The 17,100-nt window shown below is 49.6% G+C and carries 15 protein-coding genes and 2 tRNA genes; 12 read left to right on the forward strand and 5 right to left on the reverse strand.

Translation table 11 applies throughout. The annotated features are described in order from the left end of the window. Nucleotides 1-16: 16 nt before the first annotated feature. On the forward strand, nt 17-808 hold the full coding sequence (locus GY634_RS14045; protein WP_166409363.1) for a GNAT family N-acetyltransferase: 792 nt from the start codon (nt 17-19) through the stop codon (nt 806-808). 53 nt (nt 809-861) lie between these two features. On the opposite strand, the gene GY634_RS14050 is transcribed toward GY634_RS14045, so the two are convergent. Then, on the reverse strand, nt 862-2,358 hold the full coding sequence (locus tag GY634_RS14050; protein WP_166409364.1) for a Ppx/GppA phosphatase family protein: 1,497 nt from the start codon (nt 2,356-2,358) through the stop codon (nt 862-864). 191 nt (nt 2,359-2,549) lie between these two features. On the opposite strand from GY634_RS14050, the gene ppk1 reads away from it, so the two are divergent. The 5 genes from ppk1 to pstB all read left to right on the forward strand — a co-directional run bounded on the left by ppk1 (nt 2,550) and on the right by pstB (nt 8,579). Continuing rightward, entirely contained in the window at nt 2,550-4,634 is a 2,085-nt protein-coding gene (ppk1, locus tag GY634_RS14055; RefSeq protein WP_166409365.1) for a polyphosphate kinase 1, read from the forward strand. Nucleotides 4,635-4,738: 104 nt separating this feature from the next. After that, the gene (gene pstS, locus GY634_RS14060) at nt 4,739-5,782 is read left to right on the forward strand and encodes a phosphate ABC transporter substrate-binding protein PstS (RefSeq protein ID WP_166409366.1); all 1,044 of its coding nucleotides are present in this window, start codon (nt 4,739-4,741) and stop codon (nt 5,780-5,782) included. Between the two features lie 170 nt (nt 5,783-5,952). Beyond that, nucleotides 5,953-6,891, forward strand: a complete 939-nt coding sequence (pstC, locus tag GY634_RS14065; protein ID WP_166409367.1) for a phosphate ABC transporter permease subunit PstC — start codon at nt 5,953-5,955, stop codon at nt 6,889-6,891. Between the two features lie 18 nt (nt 6,892-6,909). Further along, on the forward strand, nt 6,910-7,776 hold the full coding sequence (gene pstA / locus GY634_RS14070) for a phosphate ABC transporter permease PstA (RefSeq protein WP_166409368.1): 867 nt from the start codon (nt 6,910-6,912) through the stop codon (nt 7,774-7,776). A 17-nt stretch (nt 7,777-7,793) separates the two neighbouring features. Continuing rightward, nucleotides 7,794-8,579 (forward strand): phosphate ABC transporter ATP-binding protein PstB, encoded by a 786-nt coding sequence (gene pstB / locus GY634_RS14075; protein WP_135866731.1) that lies wholly within the window; start codon nt 7,794-7,796, stop codon nt 8,577-8,579. Nucleotides 8,580-8,679: 100 nt separating this feature from the next. Here the strand turns inward: pstB and GY634_RS14080 are convergent, their stop codons facing one another. After that, complete coding sequence (locus GY634_RS14080) at nt 8,680-9,624, reverse strand: 2-hydroxyacid dehydrogenase (RefSeq protein WP_166409369.1); 945 nt, start codon at nt 9,622-9,624, stop codon at nt 8,680-8,682. Between the two features lie 18 nt (nt 9,625-9,642). After that, complete coding sequence (locus GY634_RS14085; RefSeq protein ID WP_166409370.1) at nt 9,643-10,053, reverse strand: DoxX family protein; 411 nt, start codon at nt 10,051-10,053, stop codon at nt 9,643-9,645. A gap of 138 nt (nt 10,054-10,191) precedes the next feature. Here GY634_RS14085 and GY634_RS14090 point away from each other — a divergent pair, with 138 nt between their 5' ends. The 3 genes from GY634_RS14090 to GY634_RS14100 all read left to right on the forward strand — a co-directional run bounded on the left by GY634_RS14090 (nt 10,192) and on the right by GY634_RS14100 (nt 13,805). Continuing rightward, nucleotides 10,192-10,917: an ABC transporter substrate-binding protein gene (locus GY634_RS14090; protein WP_166409371.1), complete on the forward strand. Its 726-nt coding sequence runs from the start codon at nt 10,192-10,194 to the stop codon at nt 10,915-10,917. After that, on the forward strand, nt 10,914-13,298 hold the full coding sequence (locus GY634_RS14095) for a phosphoketolase family protein (protein ID WP_166409372.1): 2,385 nt from the start codon (nt 10,914-10,916) through the stop codon (nt 13,296-13,298). The genes GY634_RS14090 and GY634_RS14095 overlap by 4 nt, the downstream gene beginning before the upstream one ends. A 63-nt stretch (nt 13,299-13,361) precedes the next feature. Continuing rightward, a complete protein-coding gene (locus tag GY634_RS14100; RefSeq protein ID WP_166409373.1) occupies nt 13,362-13,805 on the forward strand; it encodes a DUF411 domain-containing protein in 444 nt (147 codons plus the stop codon). 125 nt (nt 13,806-13,930) lie between these two features. Here the strand turns inward: GY634_RS14100 and GY634_RS14105 are convergent. Next, nucleotides 13,931-14,007 (reverse strand) — tRNA-Pro (locus tag GY634_RS14105). A gap of 43 nt (nt 14,008-14,050) precedes the next feature. Beyond that, nucleotides 14,051-15,355 carry a phospholipase A gene (locus tag GY634_RS14110; RefSeq protein ID WP_166409374.1) on the reverse strand — a complete coding sequence of 435 codons (1,305 nt, stop codon included), beginning with the start codon at nt 15,353-15,355 and terminating at the stop codon, nt 14,051-14,053. 191 nt (nt 15,356-15,546) lie between these two features. On the opposite strand from GY634_RS14110, the gene GY634_RS14115 reads away from it, so the two are divergent. The 3 genes from GY634_RS14115 to GY634_RS14125 all read left to right on the forward strand — a co-directional run bounded on the left by GY634_RS14115 (nt 15,547) and on the right by GY634_RS14125 (nt 17,090). After that, the gene (locus GY634_RS14115) at nt 15,547-16,269 is read left to right on the forward strand and encodes a polysaccharide deacetylase family protein (RefSeq protein ID WP_207625612.1); all 723 of its coding nucleotides are present in this window, start codon (nt 15,547-15,549) and stop codon (nt 16,267-16,269) included. A gap of 79 nt (nt 16,270-16,348) precedes the next feature. Next, nucleotides 16,349-16,425, forward strand: a tRNA-Arg gene (locus GY634_RS14120). 128 nt (nt 16,426-16,553) lie between these two features. Further along, a complete protein-coding gene (locus GY634_RS14125; RefSeq protein WP_166409375.1) occupies nt 16,554-17,090 on the forward strand; it encodes an immunity 22 family protein in 537 nt (178 codons plus the stop codon). Nucleotides 17,091-17,100 lie beyond the last annotated feature (10 nt).

Genomic DNA, 17,100 nt, shown 5'->3' on the forward strand with positions numbered 1-17,100 from the left:
CGCTTTGGAGGCCACTATGCTAATTCCAAGAAAGTCTGTTTCGCAGGGGAAGATCACTCAGTCGGTCTGGAGCAATCCAGAAGCCCGAGGCATACAACTGCGGTTGGTGCAAACGCCGGACGAACTGAGGGCTGTGCAAAAATTACGCTATGACGTCTTTACTAGCGAAATGAATGCAGTCTTTCCTAGTGCCGAGTTAGGGCTAGATATAGATAAATACGATGAACATTGCATCCACTTTATGGTGGTGGATGAAGAGAAAAAACAAGTGGTAGGTACGTACCGCATGTTGTTGCCAGAGGGCGCAAAGAAAGTAGGCGCGTATTATTCCGAGTCTGAGTTTGATATTTCAGCGCTAGATAATATACGTGACAGCGTGGTAGAAGTAGGGCGTTCCTGCATACACCCTGCATACCGTAACGGTGGCGTGATTATGCTGCTGTGGACAGGTATTGTTTCGCTAACGCATCAAGCAGGCTATCGCTACTTATTAGGTTGTGCGAGCGTAAGTTTGCGTGATGATGGTGTCACGGCAGCTAAAGTATGGCGCGAAGCCAAAGACTTTATGGAGCGCAATCCTAATGTAGTGCGCTTGCAGCCTTTACACCGCTATCCTGTGGAAAAGCTAAACAGCCAGTTGCCAGCACGTATTCCGCCACTCATCAAAGGCTACTTAAACCTAGGTGCTCAGATTTGTGGTGAACCCGCGTGGGACCCTGACTTTAATACCGCTGATTTTCCTATCTTGTTGGATATGGAAGATATGGATATACGGTACAAACGTCACTTTGGTATCGCAGACGAGTAAATAAAAAAACCAGACCTTAGGTCTGGTTTTTTTATGGTGTGTACATGCTGTACTTACTTAGCATTTTTTAGCTTCATGCTAAGTAAGCCAGTGCGTTCCCATTGTTGCTGTTCTGTACGCAGTGCAAACTCTGACAAAGGGCGGGCACTTAGCCAGTCTTTGTTAGTATGTATGAACAGTTTTTCGGGCGTGTGCTGCAAATGTAGTGGTAGTTCGTCTAAATCTTCACGCCGGCGCATCAGTGTCACCGACAAGCGCAAACAGAGCAGAGCCATCCAATGCGTGGGTTCGGCTTCAGCGGCAGGCAGCTTAGTTAGTTTGCCTTGGTGGCCGCGAGTCAGGAAAGCCAGCAAAAATTGATCGTCTTTAGAAAACCCCGGCATGTCTGCATTTTCTAATACGTAGGCGGTATGCCGATGGTAATCCGTATGAGCAATGCTTAAGCCCACTTCGTGCAACGAAGCTGCCCACCCTAACGAGCGGCGTAGTTCCTGGTTTTCTGGGGTGTTGGGTAACGAGAGCTGATCAAACAGTGTGAGGGCGGCTGTTTTGACGCGTGTGGCTTGCTTTAGATCTAGGTGATAGCGTTTGCTAAGCTGTATAACCGTTTCTTCACGCTTATCGCGCTCAGAGTCACGCCCTAGCAGGTCGTAGAGCACACCCACTCGTAGTGCGCCTTCACCCGGCAGCATCAGTTTGATTTTTAGCTCTTGGAAAATGGCGATCATGATTGCCAAGCCTGCTGCTAACACCGGAGCACGGTGGGGCTTAACATCCAGTAGTTCGCTCATCTTGACGCACTTGTCATGAACCAGCTTGGCTTTTAACTGCTCCATACCTTCTAACGTGATACCTTTCTTAGACATCTCGGTAGCGAGCAGAATCGCGATAATGCCTTTGGCTGTACCGGATGATCCATAGGCTTCTTGCCAGCCGGTTTTACGGTATTGCTTGGCAATGCCTTCCAGTTCATTACGTGCAGCCAAAATGGCTTTTTGCATGCGTACTTCAGTAATCACGCCATCTGGGAAAAAGCGGTCGGTGTAGCTGACGCATCCCATGGAGAGCGATGACAGCAACATGGGCTGAAAGCCTTTGCCTATGATCACCTCTGTAGAGCCACCGCCAATGTCTATCATCAGACGTCGGTTAGGTGAGGGAGGAAGCTCGTTACTAATACCTGAAAAAATCAGTCGTGCTTCTTCGTAGCCAGAAATGACTTCAATGGGAAAACCCAGTGCGTTCTCGGCGGCTTCTAACAGGGCCTGACGATTTTTGGCGACTCTAAAGGTATTGGTGGCGACAGCACGTACTCGATTGGGGTGAAAACCCGCGATGCGCTCATGAAAGCGCTTAAGTACCGAGACTGCCCGTTCAATCGCTTCAGGGTGTATACGTTTATCGGCACTCATGCCTGAGGCTAAACGTACGGACTCATTTAAGCGATCTACCGCATAGATCTGAGCATGACCATTATGCTGTTCCACTCTGCCTATAGACAGGCGGAAACTGTTTGAACCCAGGTCAACCGCTGCGAGTAGTTGTTCCATTATCTGTGCTTGTGCTGACGATTATTATGCGATTATACGTATAAGCCACCAACTATGACATGCTAAATGTCAGAGCAAACTGTAAGCCTGTAAAAAGTACATACAGCTTGTTTGTCATGTTATTTCATAAAACTGTCAAAATAGCAGTGTAAAAAGTCTAAACACGGCAACGATGAGTACTTTTTTTAACTATGCTCCCTTCTTCTGATGCGGTTTTTTTAAATCGCGAACTTTCCCTGCTGAAATTTAATGAACGCGTGATGGCCATGGCGGAGAACCCCACTGTGCCATTGTTGGAGCGACTGCGTTATCTCTGTATCGTTAGTTCAAATCTGGATGAGTTTTTTGAAATCCGGGTGTCTAGCCTTAAAGAGCAAATCCTGCAAAAAAACGACCACATAGGTGAAGATGGTTTTACGCCACAGCAAGCCTTTGACAGGGTGCAGCAGGCGACTCATGTGTTGGTGGATAAGCAAAATAAGTTGCTGGTGCATCATGTGCTGCCGCAACTGATGGAAGAGGGCATAGGTTTATTGATGCCCAATACGTGGACGGACGAAATTCGTGACTGGGCATACGAGACCTTTAGTCGCGAAATCATGCCGTTGTTAACGCCTATTGGCTTAGACCCCGCGCACCCGTTTCCTCGTGTCTACAATAAAAGTCTGAACTTTATTATTCAGCTGAGTGGCTCAGACGCTTTTGGGCGCACAGGCTCTATTGCCATTGTGCAGGCGCCGCGTGCGTTGCCTAGGTTGATAGCTGTTCCCCCCGATATCGCCGGTATTCCTCACGGCTACATGTTGCTGACTTCATTGATTAAAGCCTTTGTGGGGGAGCTATTCCCCGGCATGGAGCTAGACGGGGTGTACCAGTGGCGTGTGACGCGTAACAGTGATTTGTTTGTGGATGAAGAAGAGGTCACAAACCTGCGCCAAACCCTGCAAGGAGAGCTCTCGCAGCGAAACTTTGGCGCAGCCGTTCGTTTGGAAATAGACTTGTCTGCACCGGCGCATCATGCCGAGTTTTTGCAGCGTGAATTTAATTTAACGGAAGCCGATACCTATAGGGTATTAGGCCCTGTGAATCTGTCTAGGTTGTCCCGTCTGTGCGATAACGATGACAGACCCGATTTGTTGTTCCCTCCGTACCGTGCGCCGGTGCCTGCACCGTTTGATAAGCTGGACGAAGACCCTAGCGGCTTTTTTAGCGTGCTGTCTAAGTCAGACCAACTGCTGCATCACCCTTACCAGTCGTTCTCACCTATCTTGAGTTTTTTGCGGGCTGCCGCCTTAGATCCGCATGTGGTGGCGATTAAGCAAACCATTTACCGTACGGGTGAGGACTCTGAACTGATGAGTCTGTTGCTGATGGCTGCACGTGCCGGTAAAGAAGTCACCGTGGTAGTGGAGCTGATGGCGCGCTTTGATGAGCAAACCAATATTAATTGGGCGGCTCGCTTAGAAGAAGTGGGTGCGCACGTCAGTTACGGGGTAGTGGGTCATAAGACGCATGCCAAAATGGCGCTGGTGCTGCGTCGTGAGCAAGGCATGATTCGTCGCTATGGTCACTTAGGTACAGGTAACTATCACCCACGTACGGCTAAGCTGTATGAAGACTTTGGCTTGTTGACGGCAGATAACGCCATTTGCGAAGACATGGACAAAATCTTCGCTCAGCTAACAGGCTTAGGCGCACGTCGTAATTTGACATGCTTGCTGCAAGCCCCGTTTACGCTGCATGAAGCCATGATTGCTCATATACATAAAGAGCGCGATAACGCCTTGGCGGGTAAAAAAGCCAAGATTATGGCGAAAATGAACTCACTGCTTGAGCCGCGTATTATCGAAGCGCTGTATGAAGCTAGCCAAGCGGGGGTACGTATTTCGTTGGTGATTCGCGGTATTTGTGCCCTGCGTGCAGGGGTGCCGGGTTTGTCTGAAAATATACAAGTACGTTCCATAGTGGGGCGCTTTTTAGAGCACTCACGCGTGTTCTATTTCTACAATAGCGGCGAAGAAAATGTGTACTTGTCATCTGCCGATTGGATGGAGCGTAATTTCTTCCGTCGCGTAGAGCTGGGTGTGCCGGTATTAAATAAACGATTGAAACGCCGCGTCATCAGTGAATCATTTACTTACTCCTTAAAAGATAACCAATTGGCGTGGAAAGCCTTGCCAGATGGGCGATATGTACGTGTGAAAGGGCGCGGAAAACCGTTCAATGTGCATCAGTTGTTGATGGATAAGTTAGGGCCAGGCAACAATAAATCCTAAGTTGTCTAGATGTCATGAACATGTAATATTTGGGTTTTACTATAGCTATACGTGCAGGGATGTGCCTGCATAACCAAACGAATATCCATCTCGAGGGTGTCTAGATGTTGAAACGAGTTTTTTCTAAAGTGGCTGTAGCCGTTACATTCGGTGCTTTGGCTGTGTCGGCACAAGCAACTAACATTACGGGTGCTGGTGCATCCTTCCCTTACCCAATTTATGCAAAATGGGCTGCTTCCTACCACACTGAAACTGGTAAACAAGTGAACTACCAGTCTATTGGTTCCGGTGGCGGTCAACAGCAGATCATCGCAAAAACTGTAGATTTCGGCGCGTCTGATGACCCAATGAAAAGCGATGCTTTGGCTGAAAACAACCTGCTGCAGTTCCCAGCCATCATTGGCGGTACTGTGCCAGTCGTAAACGTTGAAGGCGTGGCGCCAGGTCAACTGCGTTTGTCCGGTGAAGTGTTGGCCGATATTTTCTTGGCAAAAATCACTAAATGGGATGACGAAGCGATTAAAGCGCTGAACCCAGACCTGACATTACCTTCCGCTTCTATCATTGTGGTGCACCGTTCTGACGGTTCCGGCACAACATTTGGCTGGACTAACTACTTGTCCAAAGTGTCTGGCGACTGGAAAGAGCAAGTAGGCGAAGGTAAAGCTGTTAAATGGCCTACAGGTCAAGGTGGTAAAGGTAACGAAGGTGTAGCTGCTTACGTACGTCAGTTGAAAAACTCCATCGGTTACGTTGAATACGCTTACGCTAAACAAAACAACCTGTCTTGGACTCAGTTGCAAAACAAAGACGGTCAATTTGTACAGCCTTCCCAAGCTTCCTTCGCTGCAGCCGCTGCGAACGCTGACTGGACTAGCGCTCCTGGTATGGGCGTAATCCTGACAAACGAAACAGGTGCTGAGTCTTGGCCTGTAACGTCCGCTTCCTTTATCTTGGTACACAAAGTTCAAGATAAGCCTGAAAACGGTAAAGCAGTATTGGATTTCTTCAACTGGGCCTTCGAAAATGGTGCTCAGCAAGCCGAAGAATTGGATTACGTAGCCTTGCCTAAAGAAGTAACAGATCAGATCAAGGCCAGCTGGGCTGCAGAGATCAAAGCAGCTGATGGCACAGCTATTTGGAAATAAACAGCTTTTGCTTCAAGTTGTAGTGTAAAAGCGTAATTCCTTAAGGACGGTTCCAACCTGTTAGGTGGTTCCGTCCTTGTTATGTGACAATTACGCTTTGTTAATTTGGGATACGTGTTGGTGTCCCGTACAATTTACACAAAAATGGGGCACGATCCCGAGACGCTGTTATGAAACAAACCCAGAATTCTCTCTTGGATGCCATATTCAAGAACCTGACCCGCTCTTTTGCTTTCTTTGTATTTATTCTTCTTGCCGGGATCATGATCTCTCTGATCTACGGTAGTAGGGAGTCCATAGCAGAGTATGGTCTGTCTTTCCTTTGGACCAATGAGTGGGATCCTGTACGTAATGAGTACGGCGCATTGGTACCGATCTTAGGTACGATTGCCACCTCTTTCATTGCACTGCTGATTGCAGTACCCGTGTCCTTCGGGATTGCGATGTTCTTGACCGAGCTATCACCTATTTGGTTGCGTCGTCCGCTAGGTACCGCTATCGAGATGCTGGCGGCGATTCCGTCCATCATCTACGGGATGTGGGGGTTGTTCGTCTTCGTTCCCCTGTTCCAAGAGTATGTACAGCCAAGCCTGATCTCTTTGTTTGAAGGTGTGCCAGTATTGGGCACTATCTTTGCTGGGCCACCCTTCGGTATTGGTGTGTTCACAGCCGGGTTGATCCTGTCCATTATGATTATTCCGTTCATCACCGCCGTTATGCGCGATGTGTTTGAACTGGTACCTTCCTTGTTGAAAGAGTCTGCCTACGGTTTAGGTAGTACGACTTGGGAAGTCACCTGGAAAGTAGTATTGCCTTTTACCCGTAATGGGGTGATTGGTGGGGTAATGCTAGGCTTAGGTAGGGCGCTGGGTGAAACAATGGCCGTAACCTTTGTTATTGGTAATGCCTTTAATTTGCCAAGCTCCATCTTCTCGCCGTCCAACTCCATCGCATCGGCGTTGGCAAACGAATTTAACGAAGCGGGCGGTATGCAGAAATCGGCACTGTTAGAGCTAGGCCTGATTCTGTTCTTGATCACCACCGTTGTGTTGGCCTTGTCCAAAGTAATGTTGCTTCGCTTGTCTAAGAGCGAAGGTAGCAAAACCTAATAGGAAGGCGACATTATCATGACTACAAAACCAACTTCTATCCTGAACCTGAATAACTCGGTGTATAAGCGCCGCTCCTTGATCAATAAATTGATGCTGACGCTGTCATTTATTACATTGATCTTTGGCTTGTTCTGGTTATTTTGGATCATTATTACGCTGCTGCTTAAAGGTGCCTCGGCACTAAGTTTCAGTTTGTTTGTAGAATCCACACCGCCGCCCGGCAGTGATGGCGGTTTGTTAAACGCCATCTTGGGTAGCTTTATGATGGCTGGTATGGGTACGTTGATCGGTACGCCTATTGGTGTATTGGCAGGTACGTACTTGGCAGAATACGGCCGTCGCGGATGGCTGGCACCAGCGACACGTTTTTTGAACGATGTACTGTTGTCCGCACCCTCGATCATTATCGGTTTGTTTATTTACGCTACTTATGTGGCGCAAGTGGGCCATTACTCAGGTTGGGCAGGTTCGCTGGCTTTGGCGATTCTGGTGATTCCTGTGGTGGTGCGCTCAACCGATAACATGCTGCAGTTGGTACCAAATAGCTTGCGCGAAGCCGCAGCGGCTTTGGGGTGTCCACAGTGGCGTATTGTGACCGCGATCTGTTATAAAGCGGCGCGCTCGGGCATTATCACTGGTGTTTTGCTGGCTATTGCCCGCATTATGGGTGAAACAGCACCGCTGCTGTTTACCGCTTTGAACAACCAGTTTATGTCCATGAACATGAATGGGCCTATGGCCAACTTGCCAGTGGTTATTTTCCAATACGCGGCAAGTCCTTTTGAAGACTGGAACCGTCTGGCATGGGCCGGCGCTGTACTTATTACCTTGTTTGTGCTGGGCATCAATATTCTTGCCCGCTCGCTGTTCCGCAACAAGTAGATTGATCCGGAGTAACCATGTCAGAACAGACAACGACTATGCAAAATTCGAACACTAAGCTGGAAATCAAAGATCTGAATTTTTACTACGGTGGTTTCCATGCGTTGAAAAACGTCAACATGTCCATCCGTGAAAAGAAAGTGACCGCTTTTATTGGTCCTTCAGGTTGCGGTAAATCTACCTTGTTGCGTACCTTTAACCGCATGTTTGAACTGTACCCAGGTCAACGTGCTGAAGGTCAAATCTTGTTGGATGGCGAGAACCTGCTGACCTCTAAGCTGGATATTTCCCTGATCCGTGCCAAAGTGGGCATGGTGTTCCAAAAGCCTACGCCGTTCCCAATGAGCATTTACGACAACATCGCTTTTGGTGTGCGTCTGTTTGAAAAGCTCAGCAAGGGTGAAATGGATGAGCGTGTGGAATGGGCTCTGACCAAAGCTGCGCTGTGGAACGAAGTAAAAGATAAACTGCACCAAAACGGCAACAGCTTGTCGGGTGGTCAGCAGCAGCGTTTATGTATCGCTCGTGGTGTGGCTATTAAACCCGAAGTGCTGCTGCTGGATGAGCCTTGTTCCGCACTGGATCCTATCTCTACTGCTAAAGTGGAAGAGTTGATTGCAGAGCTGAAAAGCGACTACACAGTTGTGATCGTTACACACAACATGCAGCAAGCGGCGCGCTGTTCCGATTACACCGCCTACATGTACTTGGGCGAGCTGATGGAATTCGGCGAAACCGATCAAATCTTTGTGAAACCTACTCGCAAAGAAACGGAAGACTACATTACGGGTAGATTCGGTTAAGCTACTACACGGTGTGTAGAAATAAAAAACCTGCCAGAGTTGATGCTCAGGCAGGTTTTTTTGTGGCTGCTGAATACCGAAAACGCAGCGTATAACAGCCTTAGTATTTTTGCTGTACGTCGTACACGTTACGCAGTGCGTGGCCGGCTTCAAAATTTCGTATTTGCTCGCTGACATACTGAATGCTGGCTTCTAGCGTTGCATTGGCAGCCACGTGCGGGGTAATGACTACGCTAGGGTGCTGCCATAGCCATGAGTCGGCCGCTAGAGGCTCTTGCTCGAATACGTCCAAGAAAGCGTAGCGCAGGTGCTGAGAATCAAGAACATCGCGTAATTCATCGGTTTTGATGTGTGCGCCACGCCCAACGTTAATGACGCTAGCACCTGCTGGCAACAGGCTTAAGCTTTGCTGGTTCAGAATGTGGTGCGTAGCGTCTGTGCGCGGTAGCAAACAGACCAAGATCTGGCTTTGTTGCAGAAAGCGTGGAAGTTCGTCTGGCCCTGCGTAGCACTCCATAAAGTCATGCTCGTGACGCGAGCGCGACCAGCCTATGACGTTAAAGCCGCTGCGGTGGAGTTGTTGTGCTGTGTGCAGCCCGAAATTGCCTAACCCCATAATCCCAATCGTGGTGTTTGCTATGCTGCGAGGGATTTCATAGTCTTGCCATGTGTTGTGTTGCTGTGCACGCATGGCAATGGGGTAGCGGCGTATGCTCATCATGCTGCACATCAACACATGCTCTGCCATTTGCTGTGTGGCTTCATGTGTATGCATGCGTACTAGCGGCACTGACCATGGGTAATGAGGATCGCCGCGTGTAATGTGCTCTACGCCTGCGCCTGTGCTGAAGACCGCTTTTAAGTTAGGCAGGGAGGCTAAAAAGCCGGGCTCAGGGAGACACACCATCGCGTAGCGTATCAGCTCTGGATTCAGCGTGGGGTCATTCCACATTTTCACTTTTACATCTGGTAAGTGAGCGGAAAACTGTTGCTGATAATCAGCCAGCGTTTGGGTGCTGTATTCAGGTTTGGCGACTAAAAACATAATAAAACCACACTAAACTTAATTCCAACGGCCACCAGAGCCGCCCAAGCTGTGTCTACCTGCTCCCTGCAGGGCAATGCACAGACTACCAATCAAAAACAGCGCTTGCAGCTCAATACGCCAGCCACCGCTGCTGTTTAAGCTTAAGAACTGGTGGCTGTGTGCCAGCCACAGGGCAAATACCATACTCACGGTGGCTAACCAACCTGCTAAGCGGGTATATAAGCCTGTGATCATCAGTAGTGGGGCAATGATCTCGCCTACAAAAACGCCCCAGGCCAGATAATGGGGCAAACCTTTGTTTACCAGCAGCTGTTCTATGCCGCTAACGCCATAGGATAGTTTGTGCAGACCATGCAGTAGCAGCAGTATGCCAACGCCTAAACGCAGAAATAGTTTGGCCAAATCTTCAGATGCAGGAGAGGACATAACACGCCTTTCTAGAACGAGGGTATGGCGGGTAGGTGCCCGCCTTTACATAGGGACTAGCGCTATTATAGAGAGTTCATACACAGGGGTTGCCGTGTAGGTGGTAATTCTCTGTAAACACGTAGACGAGGAGAAAACATGACAGAAGCACAGGAGGTACTGCGTAATCTGGCTCCGTCTGGGGTACTGCGAGTGGCTATGAACTACGGAAATCCCGTGTTAGTGCAGCGTGGTGACAGCGATGACGCGCCGCGAGGTGTCGCCGCTGAATTGGCGAGAGCCGTTGCTCAGCGTTTAGGAGTAACGCCTACGTTTATTAGTTATGACGCGGCTGGCAAGGTAGTGGCGGGGCGTGAACACGACGAGTGGGATCTGGCGTTCTTGGCGATTGATCCGCTACGAGCAGAAAGCATACGTTTTACTGACCCTTATGTGCAGATTGAAGGCACTTACATGGTGGCAGAGGGTTCACCTTACACGCGTGTGGAGCAGTTGGATCAGTCTGGTGTTCGTATTGCTGTTGGGCAGGGGGCAGCGTATGACTTGTTCTTGTCTAGGCATTTGCAGCAGGCCACATTAGAGCGCGCGGCAACCTCAGCCGCAGCGATGGATTTATTTGCCGAGAAAAAGCTGGATGCGGCAGCCGGTGTGCGTCAACCGTTATTGGCGTATGCGGCAGCACATGAAGGCTATAGGGTGTTAGAGGGGCATTTCACGGCTATACAGCAAGCCATGGCCGTCCCCAAGGAACGTCAACTGGCCTATGATTGGTTAGTAAGTTTTTTGCAAGATATGAAACACAGCAACTTCATACGGGCCGCTCTAACAGAGAGTGGTCAATCAGCGGAGATAGCAGCACCATGACAACACAAACAATGAATGCTCTACAGTCACAATGGCAGCAAGGGAAAGGCCCCATACGTCACCAAGCCGAAACGGTAGAGCGTGTGCACGCGTTGCTAACGCGCTTGCATGCCGAGGGCAAGATTCCATCGCTTGATGCTGGCTACCGACTGTTAATCGCCGCAGACAAAATCAGCTGCATGGCGATGAGCATCGTGGCACACATGACGTACGCACAGCGTATTAATCTGTCGGGAGCTCCCCTGCAGGCAGAAGATTTCAAGCCGGTGCCAGAAGGCCATACGGGTGGTGCACTGAATATGGTGCCTGCGTTTGTGGCGTACTTAGTGGCGAATGCCTTAACGGGGGATACCCGCTCGTGGTTGATGGGGCAGGGGCATTGCGTGGCCGCTATCGAAGCCATTAATGCGCTAACGGGGGATGTGTCGTCCTATCAAAAAGGGCGCTACGACCGTACAGAGGCCGGCCTGGCGCGTTTAATGAACGACTTCTACAGCTACGCTATGGATGCTGAAGGGCATGCAGCTGTGCCACTAGGTAGTCATGCAGGCCCAGCAACGGCTGGTGCCATTATGGAAGGGGGCTACTTAGGCTTTGCAGGTTTGCAGTACGTGCATATGCCGGTTCCTGGTGAAAGCGTTGTAGCGTTCTTAAGTGATGGTGCATTTGAAGAACAGCGTGGTGCAGATTGGGCACCGCGTTGGTGGCGTGCTGAAGACAGCGGGATGGCGATCCCAGTTATGGTGCTCAATGGCCGTCGTATCGAAGAGCGCACGCAAATTGCACAAGAGGGTGGTGCGCCATGGTTGGCCGAAGATTTACGTCATAACGGCTTTGACCCGATGATTGTAGATGGGCGTGACCCTGCCGCTATTGCGTGGGGCATTCTAGAATCCGAGCACCGCTTGGCAACGTTTATTGCTCAGCCTCAACATCAATACCCAGCACCGTTGCCGTATGTGATTGCTGAAACCGAAAAAGGGTTTGGCTTTGCGGGTGCAGGTACCAATGCGGCGCATAACTTGCCGTTAGGCGGTAACCCTTCTAAAGACCAGCACGCACGTGATGCGTTTAACAGTAGCGTGAGTGCGTTGTTTGTGCCTGCTGCCGAGCTTGATGAAGCCTTGGCTAGTCTAGATAACCATGCGGCGCAAAATCGAGTTAAAGAAAGCCAGCACGCGTTGGTGGACCGTCATCCAGACAGCATCAGTTTGCCTGCGTGGTCCGGTGAAACCGTAGGTAAAGTGTCGTCGCCTATGCAAGCGCTGGACGAATGGTTCTTAAGCTTGTTGGACGCGAACCCCGAGGTGCGTGTACGTATTGGTAACCCAGACGAATTAGCCAGTAATAAAATGGGCGGCACCTTACAGCGTTTGCGTCACCGCGTTAACGAGCCAGAAGCAGGTGTACCTGAAAGCGTATTGGGTTCAGTGATTACGGCCTTAAACGAAGAGGCGGTGGCCGCCGCTGCATTGGCAAACAAAATAGGTTTAAACCTGATTGTTACCTATGAAGCCTTTGCGGTGAAAATGCTGGGGATTCTGCGTCAAGAAATTATTTTCTCAAGACGCCAACGTGAAATGGGCCAAAGCCCCGCATGGCTGTCTGTGCCGCTGATTGTGACGTCCCACACATGGGAGAACTCCAAGAACGAGCAGTCGCACCAAGACCCCACCATTGGTGAAGCCCTGCTAGGCGAAATGTCGGATACGTCTAGGGTGCTATTCCCGGTAGATGGCAATACGGCTATTGCTGCCATGAGCAATGTCTACCAAAACCGTGCACAAGTGGCGACGCTGATTATTTCTAAGCGTGACACACCGAATCGTTTTGATGCGGAAGCGGCTAAGCAACTGTTAGAAACAGGTGCATGGCACGTGGTGGGTACGCCGCAAGAGGCAGAAGTACAGTTGATTGCGATTGGTGCTTATCAGCTAGAAGAGGCCTTAAAAGCGCATGCGTGGTTGGCGGCTCGTGGACACACGAGTTGTGTGACCGTGATCATGGAGCCAGGTCGCCTGCGTGCACCACGCGACAAGTTAGAAGCGCAAAGCGTGTTGGATGATGCTACCTTGCAGCAGTTGTTCCCCGCCGATATGAAGCGTGTATTGCTGACACACACACGCCCTGAGCCTATGTTGGGTGCACTGCGCAGGATAGACACAGGTGTGAAAGGTACACGTGCGTTGGGCTATATCAACCGTGGCGGTACGCTAGATGTGTTTGGCATGCTGTTTGCGAATCAATGTACATGGGCACATGCCGTGGATGCAGCGGCGGAACTATGTGGTTGGGATAGATCGCAAGTGTTAGAGGCGGCGCATTTGCTAGCATTAGATGGTAAAGGTAAGCCATCTGATCTAGATCATCCAGACGTGTAAAAAACTTGACCCTGACACTGTGGGAAGCTTTAGCCTGTCAGGGTCAATTTTTCAGGAGTGATCATGACACGTTTAGCTTCCTGTGTGCTGGCATTTGCCGCATTGGTACCCGTGGGTTCAGCCATCGCAGCCCCAAATGCTTTGCAGGCTGTACTGCATAAAGATCCATGGTGTGGTTGCTGCAATGCCTATGCTGATTACTTAGAGCAGCATGGTATGACGGTTACGCGTGTAGATCATAACGAGATGGCGCCCGTTAAACAGCAGCTGGGCACGGATCAAGCGCCTAGCTGTCATACCGTAGAGTTGGATGGTTATGTGATTGAAGGGCATGTGCCAGTGGCCGCGATACAGAAGCTTTTAGCAGAGCGTCCTAAGGCAGTAGGTATTTCGGTGCCCGGTATGCCACAGAACTCTCCAGGCATGGGCCCAGAGATCCCGGGTACGCTGCCTGTGCTGCTATTAGATGAGTCGGGCAGAGTAGTGGCCGAGTATGGCAGGTTCTAACGATATAGCGTGGTAATGCCAGAAACATAAAAGCCCCTGTTTTTACACAGAGGCTTTTATTTTGGGCAAATGTTTTTGCCATGAAAAAAGGGATTACATCGTGTGATGTAATCCCTTTTTAGTATTGGTCGGGGCGATAGGATTCGAACCTACGACCCTCTGGTCCCAAACCAGATGCGCTACCAGGCTGCGCTACGCCCCGAAGAATTAAATATTAACACGGTCATTTTTAAAAAGAAAGCTTTTTATGGAACTAAAGCTAAACCGATGCGTAATTGGGGTTCACTTTTGTATCGGTAGCCCAGTAAAGTCTCGCCATAACCGCGGTAATACTGCAGGTACAAATAGCCGTTCATCCCGCTATACAGTCGTTGTAGGGGCCATGAGGCATCTAACTGCATAGAATTTCTACCGTGATGACCTTGTCTGTACGTACCTGCTAATTTCAGACCATTATCTTGTGCCCAACTCACTTTCCAGTCCACTCTACCCAAATAATCGGGGTAATCGCCGTTTTCGCTCATCGCAAAATAGGCTTTTACACGAGGGCTGAACTTCAATGTGCTGCCGCCATCGAAGCGATAGGCAAATTCTGGTTGTAGGTAGAAATCGTTCAGCGAACGGGAGTCGTCACCATCTTTACCGTTAGAGGCGTGTTCTACCCCTGTGTTCAACCCTACAAAGAAACGGTTGTCAGCACTATCCCACATGCGTTCTTTGTACCAGAACACACTAGGATTGTAGGTGGTGTCTACAAAGGGAAGTGAGTCAGAGCTTAAATCCCACAGCGATGTTTGGGTGTAACCCGCATAAAAATGATCCATGAAGCTGTCTTGTGTGGGATCGGTGGGGTTAAACAAGCGGTACTTAAAGCTTAACTGGAAGCGTGCATTGGTTTCTGGTCGGTTGCCCAGTACAAAGTAAATGGGTTCGTACAACGAAATCGCATTACGGAAGTTCTCGAAGGCAGAGGTGCCTGCGGGAGTGTGTGCAGATTGAGTAACTGACGGGCCATATTCAGGCGTGACAGCGGCAGCACCTACTGCACGTAGGCGTTGTTCGTTTAGTACCGGATCTTGTTTTTCACCTGCAGCGGCTGCGCCTGCATCCACGATAGGTGTTTCAGCCAATGATGCTAACAAGGGGTTAGGGTCGCCACGGCTAGTATCTAAAGCAAACAAATCAGGTGCGCCTTCAACGCTTACGGCTTGTATGCCCGTTAATGCGGTAGGAACCACCGCCGTCCAATTAAAAATAACAAAGTTATTCACAGGAACATTGACGGCTTGGCGCGGATTTTGCAGTTGTGCGAGGCTACGGGTAACGGAGTCCTTACCGCGCCATTGCATCACCAAACTTTGTGGGGGCGTCCAGCTTAAGGTGGAACTGCCATCATTAAACAAAATTGCGCGTACCGTTACGGTTTCACCGGGGGTGGCTTGGTTTTCCAGCAGCGAGTAACTAATACCAGCATGGGCAGTGGACAAACCTAGTACTAGCGTCAGTAGCGCAATACTGAGGCGGCGTAGAAATAAAGCAGAGAAAGTCATTGTGTAGACAGGAAAGAATAGGGTTACAGCATAGAATGACTGCTCCAGTATATAGCGTTTGGCGCTGTGGATTTGTAGCTAACGCTTTGTTCCTAGGTGACTATTTGTATGTGTGAGGAACAAATGTTGCATTCCCGTCAGAAGTACAGTGCAATAATGTGTTCTTGTTTAATCCCTTTTTAGATGCTCACGTGATGATTCCCATTCTGATGTATCACCAGATAGGTCAACCTTCTCCGCGCGGTACTTACTTGCGTGGTGCCACTGTGCACCCACGGCGTTTTGCCAATCAAATGCGTCTGCTGAAAATGTTGGGCTATACCGGTGTAAGCATGAAGGATGCATTACCGTATTTGCGTGGGGAGAAACAAGGCAAGGTAGTAGCGATCACCTTTGATGATGGCTATGTAAACGTATTAGAAAATGCACTGCCCATCTTGCTAAAACATGGTTTTACGGCCAACTATATGGTGTCAGGCTTGCAAGATAACGGCTGGGCGCAGGCCAAAGGCGCATTGCCGTCTGAGCTAATGAATGCTGACCAAATGCGCCAGTGGCATGCCGCAGGCTTAGAAGTAGGCTCACATACCATTGATCATGTGTACATGACTAAAGTGGGCAAAGAAGAAGGTGTACGACAATTACGCGAATCCAAGGCAGTACTGGAAAACATCACGCAAGATGAGGTGCAGTCTTTTTGCTACCCCTTTGGCGACCAGTCGTTAGAAGTACGGGAGTGGGTGCGCGAAGCAGGCTATAGCAATGCTACCGCGACATTTAGGGGCTTAGCACATGCTGGTGACGACATGTTTGCCTTGCCGCGTGTGTCTATTTTGCGTTCTACACACCTGTTTAATTTCTGGCAGAAGTGCTGCACACCACGCGAAGAAAAGAAACGTCAGCGTAAAGGTTAAGCTTAGGACGCGAAGAGCTTTCTTTTGCAGCGAGCTTCACGCTATAATCTCGGATTCACTGGAGACTACCTCCTGAAACGCGTCCATAGCTCAGCTGGATAGAGCACCCGCCTTCTAAGCGGGCGGCCGCAGGTTCGAATCCTGCTGGACGCGCCAGAATACTTAGCTAATGCCTTTAAACCCGCTACCTGTATTGGTTAGCGGGTTTTTTGTTTTTAAGAATAATCGCGCTAGTATGACTGCTTGGATTATTTCTTTATTTTCAATGCTAATAACTTTTCACCATGACGACTAAATCTACGGAAGAGTACTCACTGGAATTTCGCCGCGATGTGGCCGACGAGGCCTATTTTCGTACCACTGATGGGTACGAGAATTTAGCCAAGCGCCGAGGCATTCCCAACGAATTAGTGTGGCAGTGGGTGGAAGAATTTCACCCTAAAGGGCCACAGCCTAATGATGTGATTCACTGCTGGGCGGGTACGTTTCCAGGTGATACCTATGCGTTTTATGACTACTTAGGCAACGATGATGGGGAAGACTCAGCCATGCTGGCCGACATGGGTGAAACTGGTGAGTTCGATTACGACCTGTTTTACGCCGAGTTCTTTGATGAGCCTATAGCGATTGCAGCAGCCTTGGCAGATGCCACGTTTTCTACCCATTCAGCCGAAGAGGCTGCCCTAGCGCAAGCGGTAGAGCTAGGGATAGAGCATGTTAATGCGGTGATTTGCTATGGCGATCCATCATTAGTGGTGCCAGAAGGCATTGTATTTCGTGGCCTGCATTATTTAGGTGTGTACCCCGATAAGCCAGAATAAACGGGGTACA

The sequence above is a fragment of the Paenalcaligenes suwonensis genome (assembly GCF_011290505.1).
In the GTDB taxonomy this organism is placed as follows: Bacteria; Pseudomonadota; Gammaproteobacteria; order Burkholderiales; family Burkholderiaceae_B; genus Paenalcaligenes; species Paenalcaligenes suwonensis.